The organism is Paenibacillus sp. D9 (assembly GCF_001188365.1).
In the GTDB taxonomy this organism is placed as follows: domain Bacteria; phylum Bacillota; class Bacilli; order Paenibacillales; family Paenibacillaceae; genus Paenibacillus_O; species Paenibacillus_O humicus.
The window spans coordinates 4,194,176-4,213,169 of sequence record NZ_JZEJ01000001.1 but is presented as its reverse complement, the minus strand read 5'-3'; the positions used below and the strand labels follow the sequence as shown (position 1 = coordinate 4,213,169).

Below are 18,994 nucleotides of genomic sequence, written 5' to 3'. Positions count from 1 at the left end.
GCCGCCCCTCCCCAAACCTGTCCGACTATCCATCCTTCAGACAGCGCCCCGGCGCTGTGCGCTTGTGCTATAATGGCTTTCAACGACTGTCCACGACCTTATGACAAAGGAGCTTCCCGCCATGGCCCACATACGCCCGCTGCATACCGATGCCGATTTCCAGGAAGCGCTCGACAAGAGCATTCGGGTGCGCGTCTTCCGCGACGACCAGATGATCGAATCCGGCAGCTGCATTGTCCGCTTCGACGAGCGTACGGTCGTCATCCAATCCGGCGTCGCCGACCTTGCCTATCACTCCCGCAGCGGCTGCGAGTTTTTCGAGCTGCGCAAGTAACCCGCTTCGCCGGCCTTGACAGCGAGGGGGAATCTCATCGTCCAGGCAGACGGGCGAGGGTTCAACAACCCTCCTGTCTGAGAGTCCTGAGAGTTATACTCCAGGTTTGAAATATGCAAAAAGGAAACAAAAAAAGAGGATTCCCCGGAGGGAATTCTCTTTTTTTTGGTATCGTTCATACAAATATTTCAGAGCGGCGTGATTTGAAAAACCGCCTCCAAAAGCTGCAGCGCACCATCTGTCGAACGGCATGGAGATCTTTCCAGCTCCTCTGCGCCCGCTGCGCCTGTGCTCCTCTGCACCTGTGCCCCTCTGCGCCTGCATAAGCCTGCAGAGCTACATCTGCAGCTGTTTCAAATGATAGAACTCGCCCTTGAGGGCGATCAGCTCGTCGAACGTGCCCGTCTCGACGATCCTCCCGCGCTTCATGACCACGATCCGGTCCGCATGGCGGATCGTAGACAGCCGGTGCGCGACGATGAAGGTCGTGCGACCCTTGATGAGCTGCTGCATCGCCTGCTGCACATGAAATTCCGAGGCGTTGTCGAGAGCCGACGTCGCCTCGTCGAGGACGATGACCTGCGGATCCCGCACGAGCGCGCGGGCGATCGCGATGCGCTGGCGCTGGCCGCCGGACAGCTTGCCTCCATGCTCGCCGACCATCGTGTCGACGCCGTGCGGCAGCCTGCCCACCATTTCCGACAGATGGGCCAGCTCCACGACCTCCATCAGCCTCTCGTCCGTGATGCCCTTCAGCCCGTAGGTGATATTGTCCCGGATCGAGCCGGAGAAGAGGATGTTCGTCTGCGGCACCACGGCCAGATGGCGGCGGTATTCCGACAGATCCAGCTCGGACAGCGGAACCCCGTCCACGCTCACCTGCCCCGAGCTGGGCTCAAGGAAACCGATGACGAGATTGAGGATCGTCGACTTGCCTGCCCCCGATTCTCCGACAAAAGCGACGCACTCGCCGGCCTTAACCTCCAGCGACAGCTCCTCCAATACATGCTGCTCGCTGTCCTTGAACTTCAGCTGGACGTCCGAGAAGCGGTATTCGCCGGCCACCTTGGGCAGCTTGAGCTTGCCGGCATTGTTCTCGATGTCCGGGGATTTCAGAATCTCCGTAATGGACGAGATGGACTCGAACCCCTTGGCAATCATCGGATATACGTTCATTAGAGCCGTAATCGAGCCGAGAATCATGCCGAAATACCCCTGGTACATGACGATGCTGCCGACCGGAATTTCGTTGGTGTAAGCGAGATAGGCGGTGAACAGCAGGCAGACGACCTGCACGATCTGGAACGTGACCCAGTTGGAGGCGCCGAAGTAGGCTTCGACGAGATCCATCCGGTAGCCCTTGCCCTGCAGCCGCTTCAGCGTCGTGTCGATGCGGTCGATCTCGACCTGCTCCAGCCCGTGAGCCTTGGTGACCGGAATCATCTCCACCATCTCCGACACATGGGAGCTCATCGTCTCGATTTCCTTGCGGAACTCGCTGTTGCTCTGCTTGATCCGCCGGCGGAACAGCCTCATCACCGCGATCGCGGAAGGAACCGTGACGAGGAAGAACAGCGAGACGAGCCAGTTGGTATACAGCGTGAGGCCGAACGCGATGATGACGTTCAGGATTGCCGGGAATAGCGCCAGCATCAGCTGCTTGGACATGCCCTCCACCGCCTCGACGTCGCGAAGCACCTTGGACTGGAGCCGGCCGGCCTGCAGCTCGCGGTGGGAATTGATTGAGAGCTGCTGCAGCTTGCGCACCATCGCTCCGCGCAGCCCCGCCTCGACGGTGCGGATGGCGCGGCTGAGGAAGCTCACGTAGGCGGCATGGGTCGGGATATTCTGAAGCACGACGACCAGCAGCACCGCGAAGTTGAGCCAGAGCTCCCGCATGGAATGCTGGGAGGGCTGGGCGACGATGTTGATGACATTGGCGGTGACGATCGGCAGCAGATAGACCGGCAGGCTTTTGATCACCATGAACATCAGCGAGATGCCGAGATTCATGAAGTTGCCTTTATACAGCGACAGGAGGTATTGGAAGGAAGTTCGGTTCCCCTCCTGCACCGCCTGCTGGAACGTTCGTTCGAATGAATTGCCGGGCAGTTCGGCTTGCGCGGCTCGGTTGAACATGATGGACCACCCTCGTTAAGTTGTTAGGCTAACAAAATGAACCTATGCATCAGGTCAGGGGAACTATAAGAGATGACCTTGCCCGGTGTCAATGCCCATGGAGGGAAAAAGGACGGGAACGATTGGGCTGGCGTTGCTCCTGCACCGGCAGAGGGAAGCCAGAGCGCTTGCAGCCGCGCCTTCGGCTTGCGGAAAACGGAAGCCGCGGCGGGCGGCAAGCACCGACATGCCGATCACCCTCGCGCAGGGTGCACACGAGGGCGTGGAATGCCGCATGCCGTGACCCCGTGCGAAGGCGCATATACAAGGGGCGATGTCATGCACCCCGTGAAAAGCGCACATACAAGGCGCGATGTCCTGCACCCCTTGATAAGCGCACATACAAGGCGCGATGTCATGCACCCCGTGATAAGCGTACATACAAGGCGCGATGTCATGCACCCCGTGAAAAGCGCACATACAAGGGGCGGTTTGCCGCGCATCGCGCATCTTGTGCAGGTGCACGCGAACTACACCGTATGCCGCGTTCCTCGCACAGACACTTCGCATCCCGTTCAAGGCGCAGCCGCGACTCCCGGGACCCGTGTGTCTTTGCCTAACAGCAGCAAAAAAAGAGCCGCCCTTCGGCCGATGAGGCCTTGGACAGCTCGCTCCCATGAATTGAAGCCACGCTTTTCCCCGACTCCCGCTCCCGCTTCAGCTCTTGATCGCGCCTGCTGCGATATCCGAGATGAACTGCTTGCTGATGAACAGGAACAGAAGGATAAGAGGAATGACCGCAAGCAAGGTTCCGGCGATGACCATGGAATAATCCGTCACGTAAATCCCGTTCAGCGACGCCAGCGCCACCTGAAGCGTATATTTGCGCTCGTCGGTCAGGATGATCAGCGGCCACAGGTAGTCGTTCCACGCTCCGATGAAGGTGAAGGCGCCGAGGAAGGAAAGCGCGGGCCGCAATATCGGCAGGGCGACGTTCCAATAGAGGCGCAGGAAGCCGCAGCCGTCGATGCGGCCGGCATCCAGCAGCTCGGACGGCACCGATTCCTGTGCGTACTGCCGGATCCAGAAAATCCCGAACGCATTGGCCATTCCCGGAATGATCAGCGCCTTGAACGTGCCGACCCAGCCGAATTTGGCCATAATGACGAAGGAAGGCACGAGCGACAGCTGGGACGGCGCCATCATGGTCGCCAGCAGCAGGACGAACAGCATTTTTTTGCCCGGGAAATCGAACTTGGCGAACGTGAAGCCCGCAAGCGAATCGAAGAACAGCACCAGCAGGGTGCAGGCGGAGGCGACGAACAGCGTATTCCAGAACGCTCCGAAGAAATCGACGTTGTCGAACACCCGGCCGATGTTGTCGAGAAGCTGGGTGCCGAACCACAGCTTCGGCGGGAAGCTGTAAATATCCGATGTCGTGCGCGTCGCCATGACGAGCAGCCAGTAGAACGGGAAGATCGATATCAGCAGCCCGATGGCGAGGCCGATATGGAGCAGGACCGATTTGGTTCTCGTCGCCATCATTTCACCCCCTGCCCGCGGGTTGGCCCGCCTTGGACGAACAGCCCATTCACGATCGAGAAGATTGCGATCAGGACGAACATCCCCCAGCCGACGGCCGCGCCGTAGCCGAAGTAGTTATGGATGAACGCTTCGCGGTACAGGTACAGCACGATCGTGAGGCCTCCACCGCTGACCCCTCCGTCATTGCCCGCGAGCACCTGCGGCTCGGTAAAGATCTGCATGCCTCCGATGGTCGAGGTAATCAGCGTAAAAAGGATGATCGGCCTCAGGTTCGGAATCGTAATCCGGAAAAAGGATTGGACGGTCGAAGCCCCATCGATTTTGGCGGCTTCGTAGAGGACGCTCGGGATGCTTTGCAATCCGGCCAGGTAGATGATCGCGTTGTAGCCCGCCCAGCGCCAGATGACCATGACGGACACCGCGAGCTGGATGCCCCAGGTTTTGTTCAGCCATTCGATCGAGTTCAGGCCCATGAGGTTCAGGACATAGTTGAGCAGGCCGTAGTTGTTGGAAAAGATCGTGCCGAACACGATCGCCACCGCCACAAGCGAGGTGACGTTCGGCATGAAATAGCCGATCCGGTAGAAGGTCCGGAACCGGACGAATGAGGAATTGAGCAGGAACGCGACGGCCAGCGCGAGGAACAGCATCGGAACCGTCGAGTAAATCCAGATGAGCAGCGTGTTGCCGACCGCCCTCCAGAATTCGGGATCGGTCAGCATGAAGCGGTAATTGTTCACGCCGTTGTAGCTCATCCTCCCGATTCCATCCCACTTTTGGAAGGAAAGATACATGGAGAAGGCGATCGGGAACAAGCCGAAAATGGCGAACAAGATGTAAAAAGGCGATATGGCCAAGTATTCCTTCCGATGCCTCCATAGTCTCGAAGCCAAGCTGCCTTTGAGGCGCGGGGGTACGGGAGCACGGGCAGGCTCCGCGTTCAGCATGGGATTGCCCATTGAGGTGACCTCCTGTCAGCCATTGATCTTGGAAATGCACTCTGCACAGCGGGCAGCGGCCCGCATCAGCGCAGCAGTTCTTTTTTGATCCGGCTTATCGCGTCTTTCCAGGCTTTGTCGGGATTTTTGCCCTGCAGGGCGACGGAGGTCAGCTCACGGCCGACGATTCCGTTCACATTCGAATACTTGCCTCCGAAGTAGGCCGGCTTCACGTTGCGCGCGGATTCCGAGAAAATCTCGCCGGTCGCCTGATTGCCGAAGAAAGGCTCCTTCTCCTTCATGATAGGATCGTCCAGCGCTTTGGCGGCGGAAGGGAACAGATTGAGATTTTTATAGGACTGAATCTGATTGTCGGGATTTTGAAGGTAGCGGATGACTTCGAAGGCCTCTTGCGGGTATTTGCTCGTCTTCATGATGGCGAGGAAGGAGCCGCCGTTGTTGCCGTCTCCGCCCGGAGCCCGGGCGACTCTCCATTTGCCGCTCGTATCCGGCGCGGCCTCCTCCAGAACCTCCTTCATCCAGACGGCCCCGACGAAGGAGGCGATGCTGCTGTTGTTCATGGCTGCGCTCCATTCGCTCGTGAAGGCGTTTGCATTGCCAGACAGTTTCAATTGGGCGGCCTTGACGGCCAGATTCCAGGCGTTCTTCATCGAGGAGGCAGGCGTATCGCCGATGAATTCGTCCTCCTTGGAGAAATAAATGCGGTCGGATTGGGCATTGGCCTGGGTGTAGACGTTGTTGACGTTGTCGAGCATCTTGACCTTGCCGGCAAAATGATCCTGAAGCTTCTTGCCTGCGTCGAGATAGCTCTCCCACGTTCCGAGCTGCTTATGCACGTCTTCCGGATCCGACGGGAGGCCGGCTTCCCGGAACAGATCGGCCCGATAGAACAGAGCGGTCGGCCCCGTATCGATCGGCAGGGCGATCATCGTTCCTTCCGGCGTGACGCCGAAATTCCATTTCCAGTCGAGGAAATCCGGCTCGATCTCCTTGGCTCCGAGGTCGTACAGATCGTAGAAGCGGTCTGAGCTGACGAACAGCTCGGACACCCAATCGTTGAAAGCGACGATATCGGGTCCTGCGGAGCCGGCGGCGAGCGTCGTTTTCAGCTTGGACTTGAAGTCGCCTCCGATTTTCTGCGCGTTGATGCGGATGCCCGGGAACTTCTGCTCGACGGACTTGATGAGGCCGTCGTCGAGGCTTCGGTTCCAATACCAGAGTGTAAGCGTTTTCGTTTTCTCGGTTGGAGAAGTGCTGCCGCAGCCTGCGGCGATCATGGCAAGAATCAGCATGCATAAGCCGACCATTCTGGTTTTGACCACTTCCGCCATTCCTCCTGACTTGTGGACTGCCTCGGCGCGGCTGCGGCCGCAGCCGCGTCGCGCCCCATTCGCCTAACCGTACTATTTTATTCCGGCCTCCGCAGAATTTGCGCACAAAACGGATTTCCTTTCCATACCCATCTCCAGACATTTTGAAACCGTAATCGGCGGAAATAGGCTCCTCAATGATACCTCTCGCATTTTTTGATATCGGCTCATTCCGGCGTGCGCCGAGGATGCCCGTACTGCACGAGCACATGCCATAGCTGCTTCAGCTCCTGCAGAACTGCCGGGTAGTCGCCCCTGCCGCTCCATGCGGCCGGATTCCGCTTCAAATCCATGGCCGCACAGCCGATCTGGAAGGCATCGATCTCTCCGTTGCGAGCGATCCTCCGGGCAAGGGAAGGCATGGAAGGCCCTCTAAAATCGGTCGGAACCTCGTCCGCCTTCAGGAAAAAGCCCATATGCCAGTACAAGCGGATGGAATACCGGCGGCAAATGAGTTCTAAAAGCTTTCCGGTCCCGGTGCCCTTGAAGCACGGATCCGCGACAAGCAGCTCCACATCCTCTTCCAGCGAAAGGCCCCCGTGGATTTGCGCCTCAATATAGTGGTCGAGATTTCGTACCGATTCTCCCCCGATATCGCCGGCGAACGGCTTCTCAAGCCTGTCGATTGTAGGGCCGAGCAGCTTTTGGACCGTCAGCTCACGTTCGCCGATCGCAAACCCGCCGTAATGCGCATCCTTCAGGAGGGCAGCCGCAACGAGGCCGAACTCCTCGAAAGTACCCTTCTCCCTGCGCTCCAGATGGGAATCCAAATAAGTGAACGTACAGCGCCTGGAGACAGCCGGAGAGAGCAGAAAGTAGCAGGAGCCGAATCGCGGAGCGGGACCTTCCGGATGCTGCATGACATTCAGAGCCCCATACTTGGGCCGCTCGCTGTTGGCCGCGCCGCCGGTCTGATAAGCGCCGCCAAACATCCTCTCCTCCCAGATGTCGCGTTCCCCGCCGGGATACGCCGACACGCTTCCGCTCGAGAGCATGGTTTCGAACTGGCTTTTGTATTCCCCCTGTTCGAGCAGCGCTTCAGCCACGCTTTTCATGCTGTGGTCCGGCCGGTCGGGATGGAAATGGAGCGCGACCGGGGCATGGGCCTGCAGCTTCGCAACCGCCTCATCCAACGAGGCCCGGCCGATGCCAGTCAGACGAAGGACATCGCCGATGGCTTGGTCCGCCTCGCTCTTTCGGCTTCTGGCATAAGCGGCGACATGCTCCAAAGCTTTCCGCTGGGACAGCGTCAATTCCACGGGCATGACGATTCCTCCTTTCAGCAGGGTCTACCTCTTCTCCCTCGCCGCTTGAATCTCCTTCCGCGCATATGCCGAATTAGCGGCATACTGACGGCCTATCGGCACGGCATGATGCCAAGCCTGACGGCGGTTCCTGGGTTCCAGCCTCAATTCAGCGCGCAAAAAAGCCCCTGCGAGGGGGCCTTGAATCCGATATCGGTCAAGCTTCCGCATTGCCGCGCTCATCCTCCGCTTTGCGCAGAGGACGGCCTTTCTTGCGCAGCTCGCTCATGAGCTTCTTGCCGGTCGGCGTCTGCGCCAGCCCGCCGCCTGCAGTCTCGCGGTGCTTCTCCGGCATCGCAGCGCCGACCTCCAGCATCACCTGCACGACCTCGTCGGAAGGAATGACGCTCCGCACGCCGGCAAGCGCCATATCGGCGGCCGCCAGCGCCGTGACGGCGCCGAAGCCGTTGCGCACGATGCACGGAATCTCCACCAGCCCGCCGACCGGATCGCAGATCAGGCCGAGCGAGTTTTTAAGCGCGAGTCCGACTGCGTGTACAGCCTGCTCCGGCTTGCCGCCGCGCAGCTCCGCAAGCGCTCCGGCCGCCATGCCGATCGCGGAGCCGACCTCCGCCTGGCAGCCGCCCTCCGCTCCGGATACGAAGGAGTTGTTCGCGATGACGTAGCCGATCGCGCCGGCTGCGAACAAGCCGTAGGTCATCTCGTCGTCGCTCCAGCCGAAGCGCTCCTGCGTGCTGACGAAGACGCCGGGAATGATGCCGCAGGAGCCTGCCGTCGGAGTCGCCACAATGCGGCCCATGGAAGCATTCACCTCCGACACGGCCAGCGCATACGCCATGGCGCGCCCCGCATCGCCGCCGAGGCTCGGCTCTCCGGCCGCGTTGTAAGCCGCGACCCGCTGGGCGTCGAGCCCGGTCAAGCCGCTGCGGGATGTCGTGTCCCGCGTCAGGCCGTTATGGACGGCATCCTTCATGATGCCGTAATAGTCCTTCATCGCCGCGAATTCCGCCTCGGGCTCGCGGCCCGATTCGCGCGACTGCTGCTCCAGCATGAGACGGCCGATGCTCAGGCCGCTTTCGCTGCAGCGCTCACTCAGTTCCTTCAGCGTCCGGAAGTTCATCGTCGTTCCCCCTGTCATCGTTCAAGTCCATATAATCCGTCTGAAGCACATGCGGCATTCGGCCGATCCGCTCCATCAGTCCCGCTTGCACCGGAGCATCCAGCTCCACCACGGCCAGCGCCTCTCCCTGGCGCTCCATGCGGCTGAGCGACAGCCCGCCGATGTTGAGCCCTTCCTCCTGCAGCGCCGCCGAGAGCGCCGCGATGACGCCCGGCTGGTCCCGGTGCCGGATGAGCAGCGTCGGGTAGGAGCAGCTGAATTTCACTGCGAAGCCGTTCACCTCCACAACCTCCACGTTGCCTCCGCCGATCGAAGTGCCGAGCAGAGACAGCTTGCGACCTCCGTCCGCAGCGGTCAGATCGAGCCGGACCGTGTTGGGATGGGGGAACAGCCCTTTCCCCTCCTGGAATACCAGGTCCATGCCAGCCTCCTCGGCCAGCTCGACCGAGTCGGGCAGACGCGGGTCATCCGTATGGAAGCCCATGAGCCCGCCTGTGACGGCTGTATCCGTGCCATGTCCTTGATAGGTGGCCGCGAAGGAGCCGAAAAAAGAAATTTTCGCTTCCTGCGGCATTTCTCCCAGCAGCCTGCGCCCCGCAAGCCCGATTCGCGCCGCCCCCGCCGTATGGGAGCTGGAAGGTCCGACCATGGCCGGGCCGATAATGGAAAACACGTCTTTGAACCGCACAGCCATTCTCCTTCGTCTTGAGTGTTGTAAAGGCCGAAAAAAGGGACAGAGCAGAAGAATGCGCCGAAAGAAGGGCGTGCCGCCCATTCCCAGCGATTCTTCCGCTCTGTCCTTTGTACCTGAGAGTTGCCTCGCTTCCCGCTCCGCGAGTTTCCCCTTGGGTGATTCCATGCGCGCCTGTGCGCGGCCACGGAATTCTCTCCAGAGATGCGTCCGGCAAAGGTCCTTTTGCCTGAGAGATTCACCCTGTCCCCAGGGCTTACTCCTTCGGCGCCGCCCCGTGTTACAGGTAGTCTCTCCCGCTGCCTTCATCCGCTCTATTCAATTAATGGATTTCGTCAGATTGCAAACGTTATCTACACTCATTATATGCAGGAGCGCGGCCATCTTCAACCTGCAGTCCGCGGGCAGGATGACCGACGGGAGCAATGATGCGAAAAGGCGGTCATGGAGCTGCACGGGACCGGCCATAGCGAAGATCGAGCAATGGCACGCTGCACGGAGCCGGCTCTGCTTGCACGCTGGGCGGTGCATGCTGCAGGGAGCCGGCTCTGCTTGCCGACTGCCGATCCATGCTGCATAGCCGTCCGTGCGATTATCGGCATGGAGCCGGCTCTGCTTGCACGCTGGGCGGTGCATGCTGCTGGAAGCCGGCTCTGCTTGCCGACTGTCTTTTTAACAGCATCTTCTTCCGTATCGGACATACGATCCGCTATTTCAACTTAAATGCCCGTTCAAAAAAATTTAACGGACATAGGATACCTTATTTTAGTGAAAACACCTCGAAACGGGCTGTTTTCCCACAAATAGCGGATCGTATGTCCGATAGCTCGGCGAAATCGGCAATAATTTCTAAATAACGGATCGTATGTCCGATACCGCCGCCTGACAACGCCGAATCCGAGTCAAGGACTGGACTGCCGCCGAGAAGCGCCCTTCCACGACAAAAAAACCGATAGACAGTCCAAATAAGCTCATAGACAGTCCAAGCAACCGGATAAGCCGTTCAAACAAGTCTACACACAGCCAAAACAGGCCGCAACCCGTCTCGGTTACGGCCTCCTTGCGTGCTTATCCCTTCTTTTCTGGCTGCTTGGATTCGACCCGAAGCTCAGTGTGGATACAGTCAAATCCAGCGTGAAAACGGCAGCTAGCCGAGACCAGCTCATCCCGCCATGCCGTACGACGCCCAGCCGCCGGCGGAGGCGTAGAGTCCGCTTCCGCCCAGCATCGCCTGCGGTCCCCGATGAACTGCGGCGGCATGGGCGCTTGCGCCAATGATGCCGACCGCCACGGCCGGCTCCAGCACATCCTGCTCGGCGAGAGCCGCGATGGCGGCCGCATCGCCCGTGCGGACCGCGGCCGCCAGACCGCGCAGACGCGCCAGGAGCGCTTCGTCGGACGGCTCCCGCAGGCCGCCGGCTTGCAGATCGCGCCTGACGACGTCAAGCGAACGCCGGGCTCGGTGGAAGGCGGCCTTAACCGCGCCTTCCGTCGTCAGGAGAAGCTCCGCCGTCTCCCGGATGGAACGGTCCATGACCTCGCGCAGCAGCCATACCGACAGCTGCAGCGGAGACAGCCTGAGCTCCAACGGGCGCAGAAGCTCCTCCAGCTCCCAGCTCGCCGCCGGCTGGACGGCCCCCGCCTCCTCCCGCTCGGGCATAGTCCGACGGCGGAGAGCTTCCCTGCGCAAATGGTCCGTCCACAGGTTCCGGGCGATGCGCAGCAGCAGCGCCAGGCGATTGGCATGCTCCCGCCAGATCGGGGCTGCGAGCGCCCTGCACCAGGCCGACTGCTCCAGATCCTCCGCTTCCCAGGCGCTGCGGGTCAGCGCCAGGCAATACCTTCTCAGCGCCGCGCGCTCTTCCTCCAGCTCCAGCCCCGTCTCCATCGGCGGCATCCCCTTTCAATTCGCATAGTTATTCTGACCGGTAAACGAATGATCCTGCCAAAAGGATACGAAAGGCAGAGGAATTTCTTTTCCGCGATTCAGCCGTATCCTTTCCCTACCCGTCATCCGTTTACCAGTGGCAAAACCATTCCGACCCATCCAGCGAAGGAGGATGACGACCTGTGACCCATATCCCTTATGTCGTGGAGCAGACCAACAAGGGGGAACGCTCCTATGATATTTATTCCCGGCTGCTGAAAGACCGCATCGTATTCATCGGCACGGCGATCGAGGACAATATGGCCAACGCGGTCATCGCGCAGCTGCTGTTCCTGGCCGCCGACGATCCCGACAAGGACATTCATATGTACATCAACAGCCCGGGCGGCTCCACGAGCGCCGGCCTCGCCATCTACGACACGATGCAGTTCGTGAAGCCGGATGTCCGGACGCTCTGCACCGGCACGGCCTTTTCCATGGCGGCCTGGCTCCTGCTCGCGGGAACCAAGGGCAAGCGGGGAGCTCTGCCGAACAGCGAGGTCATGCTCCATCAGCCTTCCGGAGGAGCGCAGGGCCAGGCCAGCGATATCGCCATTTCCGCCACGCGCATCCTGAAGTTGAGGGACAAGATGAACCGGATCGCAGCGGAGCGCACGGGCCAGCCGCTGGAGCGCATCGAGCGGGATACGGACCGCGACACGTTCCTGTCCGCCGAAGAGGCGCAGGAATACGGAATCGTGGACCATATCATTACGAGCATGTAGCCTTGAGAACAAGAGGCATCCGGCTCGGCCATCAATACTTTGCCAAGACGGCATCCGGCAGGTGTACAATGGAATGGAATCCAACTTTAACCGCAGGGGTGATGGCTATGCTGGAGCAGTTGAAAGGCAAGCAGGTGCTGATTCATTTTCTCGACGGAACCCATATCGGGGACGGCATTCTGGAAGAAGTGGACGACAAGTTCGTGAAATACAAGACGGAATATCAGGAATTGTATATTCCCGTCTCCTCGATCCGCACCGTATCGGTCAACCTCAAGGAACGCCAGAAGCCTAAGGTCGGATTTGCTTGACCTGACTGCGCCCCGCGCTCATCCATTGGATGGGCGGCGGGGCTTTTGCATGCGGTTGACCGGCTCCTGCTTCCGAATGAACGTGCTCGTCTCCGATTTACAGGCTCCTGCTTCCGAATGAACGTGCTCGTCTCCGATTTACAGGCTCCTGCTTCCGAATGACCGGGCTCGTCTCCGATTTACAGGCTCTTGCCTCCGAATGACCGGGCTCGTCCCCGATTTACAGGCTCTTGCCTCCGAATGACCGGGCTTGCCCCAGGTTTACAGGCTCTTGCCTCCGAATGACCGGGCTTGCCCCAGGTTTACCGGCTCTTGCCTCCGAATGAACGTGCTCGTACCCGATTTACAGGCTCCTGCTTCCGAATGACCGGGCTCGTCCCCGATTTACCGGCTCCTGTTTCCGAGTTTGACATGGTTTGTCCCTGGATAATGCCAAGACTTCCCATGCAGCGACAGAAGCGCAATCACGGCCGACGGATCGAGGCCGATTCTTCCGCTCGATCCGCCAGCCTGCCAAGAACGATATTGGCCGCCGTATACAGCAAGCCCGCTGCCGCGAAGATCCCTATCGAGCTCCATGGAGCAAGCCCATAGCCTTCGATGAAATAATCCCCGTAGCTGTTGTAATGATACAGGCCGGCCCACAAAGACAGACCTGTGAAAAGCACGGCTTGCAGCGCAGGATGTCGCAGCCAGCGGTTCGCGGCTACTGTAACCGGAAGCGCCAGGACAGGATAAACGGCTGCCGTCAGAATAAACATCATGGCGATATAGATGCCGCCTATATTCATCATCCCGTAATATTCGGTCGTTGTAATTTTATACCCTTCAATCCGCTCCACGCCAAGCAAGGCCCCCAGAAACAAGGCAATGAAAATGCCGTACAGCAAGAGATAGCGAACAACTGTCGTTCCCTTCATGCTGAATCCCCCCTACCGATTATTGTCCCGGCCAGCCATAGGATTCCGATTCCCGCCGAGCTGCCGCCGAAAAACAACGTGCCGAGCGCCCCGAATATGGACAATCTCGCCGCCTCATCCATTTCTCCGGCCTCCTGATGGACAACCCCGTATCTCCACATGCCAGCACAGAGCAACAGAGCACCGATAGACAACAGGAGGAAAATGGCCTGAACCTTATGGATTCGTTTGGCGATGTCGGTCATTCGGTCCTCTCCCCTGCTCGCTTATATCCTTGCAGCGCCTTCCTTTTCACGATCATCAATCGCATGAAGCCGCTGCTTTCCCCATGACCATCCTCTATCACGACTCATCCGGCCCCACCATCATAACGTCCGTTCTATCCCGGACCGTCCAACCGTAAGACGTCTCCTCCTGCAAAAAAGTTCCAGCCAAAAACGCGCTTGCCTCCCCTGCCGCTTGTTGATATAATGGCCTGAATTCCATAGCGCAGTTCAGGTTGCCTAGGGTTCCGCGGCTGAAGTCCAGCCGGTCTGGTCCGAGAGGGAACGATGCGGAGCACGGATCCGCATTCACACGGAGGGACAAAAGCCCGGGAGATAAGCCGCTTTCCAAGCGGTTTGTCTTCCGGGCTTTATTTATGCTCAGTCCTGTTATTGGGGCATACTGGAATACAGCTTCCTACCTGTTATTGGGGCATACTGGAATACAGCTTCCTATCCGTCCGGGCAACAAGTCCTGCAGCTCGAAAGGGGTTTTCATCATGAATGCGAACTGGCTTAAAATCATCGGCGCCTCCTTCTTCGAGGTGGGCTGGGTCATCGGACTCAAGCATGCCGACACGGCCTGGGAATGGATCGCGACCGCCGTCTGCATCCTCGTGAGCTTTTATGCGCTTATCAGCGCGAGCCGCACGCTCCCGGTCGGCACCGTATACGCCGTCTTTGTCGGCCTCGGCACAGCCGGAACCGTGCTCGCGGATATGATTTTGTTCGGCGAGCCCGCCAAGGTACTCAAGCTGATCCTGATCGGCGTGCTGCTCGTCGGCGTCATCGGGCTGAAGCTGGTCAGCCACGACAAGGAACCGGCATCCGGGGAGGTGCATTGAGATGGCATGGGTGTATCTGATCGGAGCCGGGCTATGCGAAATCTTCGGCGTCGCCATGATGAACCGGCTGACCCGCCGCCGCGACTTCGTCTCCCTGCTGCTGCTGGCCGCCGGCTTCGCTCTGAGCTTCTCACTGCTGTCCCTCGCCATGCGTTCGATTCCGATGGGGACCGCTTATGCGGTCTGGACCGGCATCGGCGCATCCGGCGGAGCGCTGGTAGGCATGCTGTTCTACGGCGAGTCGAAAAACCCGCTGCGCATCCTGTTCATCGTGCTCGTGCTCGGAGCGGCTGTCGGGCTGAAGGCGGCGGGATAGGCAGAGCAAAGCAAGCAAGTGCTTTAAAGGTTTTGTCGCCTTCATCGGAGGGCTGTCCCGCCTGAAGCCTGAATGCCAAAGAGGAGGCTCCCCATCGGAGCCTCCTCTTCGCTTTCTTCAAGCATCCGAGCCGTCTCAGCGGCTCGCCAGCCCGGCGGCTAAGCTTTTGCCGCTTCTCCTTCAGCATCGGAAGGAGTCTCGTCGCCTTCCTTCGGCCAGCCCCCCCATAGATTGGAAACATGGCCGTCGGGGTCGCGGAGGATAAAGCTGTAGCCTCCTCCCTGCTTGTACGACATCTCTCCCACTTCCACGCCTTGCTCGCGCAGCTTCGAATGGACTTGATGAATATCGTCGACCTGCAGGGAGATGATCGGCTGCACGACGCCGTGCATGTTCGTGAACTCCAGCTTGGGCACGTTCGGACTGCTGACGAGGCCGAGGCCGATTCCGCCTACGTTGAGCCAGGCTTCGGTATCGCCCGGCGTGAACGGGAAGGTGAACGGAATGTCCAGAACGTCATGATACCAATGAATCGATGCTTCCAGATTGCTGACAGGCAGCTGGATGACGGCATAGTTTTTGACGGGCATGTTGGAATCCACTCCTCGGATCTTATAGGATAGTTGAGCGCTCTCATCCTCTATAACGGAAGCCTGCTTCGAAAATACACAGGTTTTCAATCCAAATCCTGAACCAATTGAATGAGATGCCCGCTGGGATCTCGGAACGCGAAGGAAATCCGCCGTCCGCCGGCTTCGACCTTGTCCACCTGCACGCCATGGGAGGCTATGGACAAATAGGCGCTACATATGCCTTCGGCATCTCCTCGCCGGAAAGCATCCAAAAACCGCTCGAAAATGCGCGGCGGCAAAGGTTCCACGGATTTCCGGCGCCTGGTTGGTCCGCCCCTCTCCTGCACTGCCTGCTCCTGCACTGCCTGCTCCTGCGCTGCCTGCTCCTGCGCTGCCTGCTCCTGCGCTGCCTGCTGCTGCACTGCCTGCTCCTGCGCTGCCTGCTGCTGCACTGCCTGCTCCTGCACTGCCTGCTCCTCCCGGGCAAGCGCCTGCAGCCGCTGACGCGCCCGCCTATGCCCTTCCCTGACAGCCCCCGGCGTCAGGCGGAGCAGGCGGGAAGTCTCGTCCGCCGTGAAGCGGAAGACGTCCATGAGCAGAATCATTGCCATCTGCCTCGGATTCAGGCGGCCGGAGAGCTGCTCCAGCAGCATGCGGATGCGCAGCGCCTCGTCGGGCCCTCCCGATGCGCGCGGAGCATGCAGCTCCTCCTCGTATTCGACGCCGGCTTGTTCCCCTCGGCTGCTCCTGCTGCGGCAGATGTCGATCCAGGCATTTGCCGCCATCCGGTTCACATAAGCCTGCGTGAGGCGCCTCTCCGGCTCGCGCAGCTGCAGCCGGTGCAGCTTGGCCAGCACCTCCTGCTCCAGATCCTGGGCATCCCATCCCGCTCCCGCCAGCCGCAGGCAGCGCCGCCTTAGGCCGGGGATGTACGCCTCCAGACCGGGCCGGACTCCAGTCTCCTCCAATGCTCCTTCCTCCTCCCCAGACGATTGGATAAATAAGGAATATAAAATCCATTATAGCCCGTCGGCGCGCCGCTGGGAATGACGATCCGCGCAAGGAGCAACGATCATCGCGCCGCGCGTGCGGCTCTCCTTTCATGCGTCTGCGCCTCTTTCTTGCCTCTCCAACGAAAAAAAGCCCCCGAAGCGGCCGATGCCGCATCAGGAAGCCTTGGTCTGCGCCTTGGGCTTGCGGGGCCAAAGCGTATAGCTGAAGCTGATGGCGAAATCGATCGCCAGCACGAGAGTCCACGTCCGGAGCACCTTGATCAGAGCGTCAGTCTCCGCGGCATCCCCGGCTAAAGCCGTCATGCCAAGCAGGATCGCTCCCCCTATCGCGTAAGCGAGAAGATGCCGAAGCCATCCCTTGCGCTCACGGGCAGCGTGGGCCGTGCCATGCTTAGGAGGCTTGGCGGGAGCAGGTCCTCCTGAGAACCGGTGATGAAATTGGGCGTCGGCCCAAGCGATCATGGAATGGCCGAAGGCGATGGAAGCGCCGATGTAGATGGCCGCGATGCCATGAGCGGCTGTGGCGGCTGCTCCGGAGCGGATATCCCACAGCGCCGCCGCCAGCAGCAGCACGTCGATCAGCGGCGTGGCGATCAGCAGCGCGGCTCCCAGCCTTTTTCGCCGCAGCAGATATCGGCAGGCCAGACCGGCGGCAACGAACACCCAGAAGGCGATTTCGCAGGCGATGATGAACGCGACCAGAAGAACACCCCTTTTTATAATACAGTTGTATTATTACATAGTATGCATAATAGCACAGTTGTATTACAAAAAACAACCATGCTAGAATGAGGCATGCCCAAACAAGTCGATCATTCCGAGCGCCGCAGGAAGCTCGCCGAGGCTTGCTGGCAGGTTATCCGCGAGGGCGGCATCGAGAACGCCTCGGTGCGCAACGTCGCGGACGCCGCCGGCATGTCGCTCGGTTCCCTGCGGCATTATTTCTCTACCCAATCCGAGCTTATCGCCTTCTCCATGCGCCTCGTATCCGAACGGGTCAACGAAAGGATGGCCTCCCTTGCGCTGAGCGGCGAACTGCGGCAGGATATTCTGCTGCTCTCCTCCCAGCTGCTGCCTCTGGACGAGGATCGCCGCTTGGAGGGCGAGGTCTGGCTCGCCTTGTCCGCCAAAAGCCTGGCCGATCCCGAGCTGCTGGCTCTCTTCCGGGAAGTTCACGACGAGCTGCTGCAAGGCTTCCGCAAGATGACCGCGTACTGGCTCGGAGAAAACCCGGCAGCCGTCCTGTCTCCGGAAGCCGAGCTCGAAGCCCGCCGCTTTCACGCGCTGGTGGACGGCTTGGCCATCCACTCGCTGCTGGCACCGGAGAGCGCCGATCCTGCCGCGCTGCTCGAGCTGATCGGTCTGCATCTGGACCGTCTGCGGCCATCTTGACCGGTCTGAGCCCGGACCGCCTGCGGCCAAGCCCAATCGGCGCATTCAAGCTGTCGGTCCGTCCGGATCAAGCGGTATCCTCCTCCTTGCTCCTGCGCCTTCTTATCCGTCTTCCTGCCGCAATCGCGACGGCAAGCTGGAACGCCGCATTGGCCCCGTACACAGACGGGATCAGAATGAGTTGGAACGGATAACCGCCCATATCGGCGATCGACCCGATGACGAGAGCGGTCCAAAAGACGGCTCCGAGCCAGGCGATCCACAGCCGCCGCAGCCTGGCTGCCAGCAGGGCGGTCAGACTGCCCCCTATGCCCGCAATCAGGAGGACAAGCCGGTTGTATTCCGGCTGGCGGTTAAGCGGAAGCAGCAGCCGATGTCCGGAAGCATGCGAGAACACCCACTCCTCCTCCGGAAGCTCGCTCAGGAAAGCCCGGTACAAGCCAGGGCCTTCTTTGTTCATGGGGATATTGGAGCTGAGCCGCGAGCTGCGGTCCGCAAGCCGGACCTCCAGCTCGACCTTCGGCTTGCCGGCCCAATAGGAGGCCGGAGACAAGTAATACAGATGGGACCCGACCCGGTTGACGACAGCCGATTCCTCCCAGCCTCCCGGGTCCCGGTAGGAAATGAGGATCCGCTTCGTTTCGCCGGCCCGGAATTCCAGCGGAAAGCGGCCGCCGCCGACTCCATGATTGCTTGAGCGGGTCACAAGAGGCTTGCCGGAGAACGGCTCCATGATCGTCGGCCTGATCGTCGGCCGCCCGATCAAGCCTTTAAGCGAATCTTCCGATGCCGGCGTGACGGGAACCTGAGCTCTCCCGTTCTCCGTCACGCGCAGCCCTTCCATTTCGTCCCCGTCCGGGTACAGGAACAGCACCTCGACCTGCTGCGGCTCCTTCCCGCCGTTATGCAGCTCGTAGTCGACCGTCACCTCCGGGAATGGACCGTAGCGAACCGTAGCGTCATCCGGGATGAAGTAGGAAACCTTTTCCCGGACGAGAAGCATGTTCTCCGAATGCTCCAGCCGCATCGGTCCGAAGCCTTCCGCCGGCTCGTAGACCGGCCCGCCGTTGGCGAGCGCCGCCCCGCAAGGGCCTGACATGACGGCCAGCAAAGCAAGCGCCGGCAGGATAGCCAGCCGGAGCCGGCTCTTGCATGCTCTGCCCATTCCTCCTTCTTTTCCTCTTCCTGTTCCTTCCTTGCCCAAAAGACCGCCTCCACCGCCTAATATTTACCAGTCTATCAGATCGGCTTGAACCGGTCTGCACTAAAAAAAGCTCCTGAGCCGCAGGGCTCAGGAGCTAAAGAGGC

General features: G+C 60.0%; 20 protein-coding genes and 3 riboswitches. Of the genes, 6 read left to right on the top strand and 14 right to left on the bottom strand.

Annotated elements, in window-relative coordinates:
• The first annotated feature begins 121 nt into the window (after positions 1-121).
• A complete protein-coding gene (locus VE23_RS18930) occupies positions 122-334 on the top strand; it encodes a hypothetical protein (protein WP_021882376.1) in 213 nt (70 codons plus the stop codon).
• Positions 335-670: 336 nt separating this feature from the next.
• Here VE23_RS18930 and VE23_RS18925 read toward each other — a convergent pair whose 3' ends face one another.
• The 8 genes from VE23_RS18925 to VE23_RS18880 all read right to left on the bottom strand — a co-directional run bounded on the left by VE23_RS18925 (position 671) and on the right by VE23_RS18880 (position 11,290).
• Positions 671-2,473, bottom strand: coding sequence for an ABC transporter ATP-binding protein (locus tag VE23_RS18925; RefSeq protein WP_084781588.1), 1,803 nt, complete (start codon positions 2,471-2,473; stop codon positions 671-673).
• A gap of 696 nt (positions 2,474-3,169) precedes the next feature.
• Positions 3,170-3,997, bottom strand: a complete 828-nt coding sequence (locus VE23_RS18915) for a carbohydrate ABC transporter permease (RefSeq protein ID WP_048749171.1) — start codon at positions 3,995-3,997, stop codon at positions 3,170-3,172.
• Positions 3,994-4,956, bottom strand: coding sequence for a carbohydrate ABC transporter permease (locus tag VE23_RS18910; RefSeq protein ID WP_021881551.1), 963 nt, complete (start codon positions 4,954-4,956; stop codon positions 3,994-3,996). The genes VE23_RS18915 and VE23_RS18910 overlap by 4 nt, the downstream gene beginning before the upstream one ends.
• Before the next feature lie 65 nt (positions 4,957-5,021).
• Positions 5,022-6,287 carry an ABC transporter substrate-binding protein gene (locus VE23_RS18905; protein ID WP_048749169.1) on the bottom strand — a complete coding sequence of 422 codons (1,266 nt, stop codon included), beginning with the start codon at positions 6,285-6,287 and terminating at the stop codon, positions 5,022-5,024.
• A 206-nt stretch (positions 6,288-6,493) separates the two neighbouring features.
• Positions 6,494-7,585 carry a DUF3626 domain-containing protein gene (locus VE23_RS18900; RefSeq protein ID WP_048749179.1) on the bottom strand — a complete coding sequence of 364 codons (1,092 nt, stop codon included), beginning with the start codon at positions 7,583-7,585 and terminating at the stop codon, positions 6,494-6,496.
• A 202-nt stretch (positions 7,586-7,787) separates the two neighbouring features.
• A complete protein-coding gene (gene sdaAA, locus VE23_RS18890) occupies positions 7,788-8,711 on the bottom strand; it encodes an L-serine ammonia-lyase, iron-sulfur-dependent, subunit alpha (protein WP_049868799.1) in 924 nt (307 codons plus the stop codon).
• Entirely contained in the window at positions 8,680-9,405 is a 726-nt protein-coding gene (gene sdaAB / locus VE23_RS18885; protein ID WP_373864560.1) for an L-serine ammonia-lyase, iron-sulfur-dependent subunit beta, read from the bottom strand. The genes sdaAA and sdaAB overlap by 32 nt, the downstream gene beginning before the upstream one ends.
• A gap of 90 nt (positions 9,406-9,495) precedes the next feature.
• A riboswitch (glycine riboswitch) is annotated at positions 9,496-9,609 on the bottom strand.
• A riboswitch (glycine riboswitch) is annotated at positions 9,610-9,711 on the bottom strand.
• A gap of 853 nt (positions 9,712-10,564) precedes the next feature.
• Positions 10,565-11,290 carry a sigma factor gene (locus tag VE23_RS18880; RefSeq protein ID WP_049868798.1) on the bottom strand — a complete coding sequence of 242 codons (726 nt, stop codon included), beginning with the start codon at positions 11,288-11,290 and terminating at the stop codon, positions 10,565-10,567.
• Between the two features lie 182 nt (positions 11,291-11,472).
• Between VE23_RS18880 and clpP the strand changes: the two genes are divergently transcribed.
• Together clpP and VE23_RS18870 are read left to right on the top strand one after the other, a co-directional pair.
• Positions 11,473-12,054: an ATP-dependent Clp endopeptidase proteolytic subunit ClpP gene (gene clpP, locus VE23_RS18875; protein WP_021880322.1), complete on the top strand. Its 582-nt coding sequence runs from the start codon at positions 11,473-11,475 to the stop codon at positions 12,052-12,054.
• Between the two features lie 107 nt (positions 12,055-12,161).
• Positions 12,162-12,365, top strand: a complete 204-nt coding sequence (locus VE23_RS18870; protein WP_048745094.1) for a hypothetical protein — start codon at positions 12,162-12,164, stop codon at positions 12,363-12,365.
• 464 nt (positions 12,366-12,829) lie between these two features.
• Here the strand turns inward: VE23_RS18870 and VE23_RS18865 are convergent, their stop codons facing one another.
• Together VE23_RS18865 and VE23_RS18860 are read right to left on the bottom strand one after the other, a co-directional pair.
• Positions 12,830-13,285: a hypothetical protein gene (locus VE23_RS18865; RefSeq protein ID WP_048745093.1), complete on the bottom strand. Its 456-nt coding sequence runs from the start codon at positions 13,283-13,285 to the stop codon at positions 12,830-12,832.
• On the bottom strand, positions 13,282-13,530 hold the full coding sequence (locus tag VE23_RS18860; protein ID WP_021880326.1) for a hypothetical protein: 249 nt from the start codon (positions 13,528-13,530) through the stop codon (positions 13,282-13,284). The genes VE23_RS18865 and VE23_RS18860 overlap by 4 nt, the downstream gene beginning before the upstream one ends.
• 247 nt (positions 13,531-13,777) lie before the next feature.
• Positions 13,778-13,886: riboswitch (guanidine-I (ykkC/yxkD leader) on the top strand.
• Positions 13,887-14,048: 162 nt separating this feature from the next.
• Between VE23_RS18860 and VE23_RS18850 the strand changes: the two genes are divergently transcribed.
• The gene (locus VE23_RS18850) at positions 14,049-14,393 is read left to right on the top strand and encodes a DMT family transporter (protein WP_048745092.1); all 345 of its coding nucleotides are present in this window, start codon (positions 14,049-14,051) and stop codon (positions 14,391-14,393) included.
• A 1-nt stretch (position 14,394) separates the two neighbouring features.
• Complete coding sequence (locus VE23_RS18845; RefSeq protein WP_048745091.1) at positions 14,395-14,709, top strand: DMT family transporter; 315 nt, start codon at positions 14,395-14,397, stop codon at positions 14,707-14,709.
• 158 nt (positions 14,710-14,867) lie between these two features.
• On the opposite strand, the gene VE23_RS18840 is transcribed toward VE23_RS18845, so the two are convergent.
• The 3 genes from VE23_RS18840 to VE23_RS18830 all read right to left on the bottom strand — a co-directional run bounded on the left by VE23_RS18840 (position 14,868) and on the right by VE23_RS18830 (position 16,957).
• Positions 14,868-15,299: a VOC family protein gene (locus VE23_RS18840; RefSeq protein WP_048745090.1), complete on the bottom strand. Its 432-nt coding sequence runs from the start codon at positions 15,297-15,299 to the stop codon at positions 14,868-14,870.
• Positions 15,300-15,385: 86 nt separating this feature from the next.
• A complete protein-coding gene (locus tag VE23_RS18835; protein ID WP_048745089.1) occupies positions 15,386-16,249 on the bottom strand; it encodes an RNA polymerase sigma factor in 864 nt (287 codons plus the stop codon).
• A gap of 198 nt (positions 16,250-16,447) precedes the next feature.
• Complete coding sequence (locus VE23_RS18830) at positions 16,448-16,957, bottom strand: hypothetical protein (RefSeq protein ID WP_232316997.1); 510 nt, start codon at positions 16,955-16,957, stop codon at positions 16,448-16,450.
• A gap of 132 nt (positions 16,958-17,089) precedes the next feature.
• On the opposite strand from VE23_RS18830, the gene VE23_RS18825 reads away from it, so the two are divergent.
• Positions 17,090-17,686, top strand: coding sequence for a TetR/AcrR family transcriptional regulator (locus tag VE23_RS18825; protein WP_021880331.1), 597 nt, complete (start codon positions 17,090-17,092; stop codon positions 17,684-17,686).
• A gap of 67 nt (positions 17,687-17,753) precedes the next feature.
• On the opposite strand, the gene VE23_RS18820 is transcribed toward VE23_RS18825, so the two are convergent.
• A complete protein-coding gene (locus VE23_RS18820) occupies positions 17,754-18,851 on the bottom strand; it encodes a hypothetical protein (protein ID WP_157053997.1) in 1,098 nt (365 codons plus the stop codon).
• Positions 18,852-18,994 lie beyond the last annotated feature (143 nt).

Coding starts and splice junctions, on each gene's coding strand:
- VE23_RS18820 (WP_157053997.1), bottom strand. CDS start 18,851: ATGGGCAGAGCATGCAAGAGCCGGCTCCGGCTGGCTATCCTGCCGGCG.
- VE23_RS18930 (WP_021882376.1), top strand. CDS start 122: ATGGCCCACATACGCCCGCTGCATACCGATGCCGATTTCCAGGAAGCG.
- VE23_RS18880 (WP_049868798.1), bottom strand. CDS start 11,290: ATGGAGACGGGGCTGGAGCTGGAGGAAGAGCGCGCGGCGCTGAGAAGG.
- sdaAB (WP_373864560.1), bottom strand. CDS start 9,405: ATGGCTGTGCGGTTCAAAGACGTGTTTTCCATTATCGGCCCGGCCATG.
- VE23_RS18915 (WP_048749171.1), bottom strand. CDS start 3,997: ATGATGGCGACGAGAACCAAATCGGTCCTGCTCCATATCGGCCTCGCC.
- VE23_RS18905 (WP_048749169.1), bottom strand. CDS start 6,287: ATGGCGGAAGTGGTCAAAACCAGAATGGTCGGCTTATGCATGCTGATT.
- VE23_RS18860 (WP_021880326.1), bottom strand. CDS start 13,530: ATGACCGACATCGCCAAACGAATCCATAAGGTTCAGGCCATTTTCCTC.
- sdaAA (WP_049868799.1), bottom strand. CDS start 8,711: ATGAACTTCCGGACGCTGAAGGAACTGAGTGAGCGCTGCAGCGAAAGC.
- VE23_RS18845 (WP_048745091.1), top strand. CDS start 14,395: ATGGCATGGGTGTATCTGATCGGAGCCGGGCTATGCGAAATCTTCGGC.
- VE23_RS18850 (WP_048745092.1), top strand. CDS start 14,049: ATGAATGCGAACTGGCTTAAAATCATCGGCGCCTCCTTCTTCGAGGTG.
- VE23_RS18925 (WP_084781588.1), bottom strand. CDS start 2,473: ATGTTCAACCGAGCCGCGCAAGCCGAACTGCCCGGCAATTCATTCGAA.
- VE23_RS18870 (WP_048745094.1), top strand. CDS start 12,162: ATGCTGGAGCAGTTGAAAGGCAAGCAGGTGCTGATTCATTTTCTCGAC.
- VE23_RS18840 (WP_048745090.1), bottom strand. CDS start 15,299: ATGCCCGTCAAAAACTATGCCGTCATCCAGCTGCCTGTCAGCAATCTG.
- VE23_RS18865 (WP_048745093.1), bottom strand. CDS start 13,285: ATGAAGGGAACGACAGTTGTTCGCTATCTCTTGCTGTACGGCATTTTC.
- VE23_RS18825 (WP_021880331.1), top strand. CDS start 17,090: ATGCCCAAACAAGTCGATCATTCCGAGCGCCGCAGGAAGCTCGCCGAG.
- VE23_RS18910 (WP_021881551.1), bottom strand. CDS start 4,956: ATGGGCAATCCCATGCTGAACGCGGAGCCTGCCCGTGCTCCCGTACCC.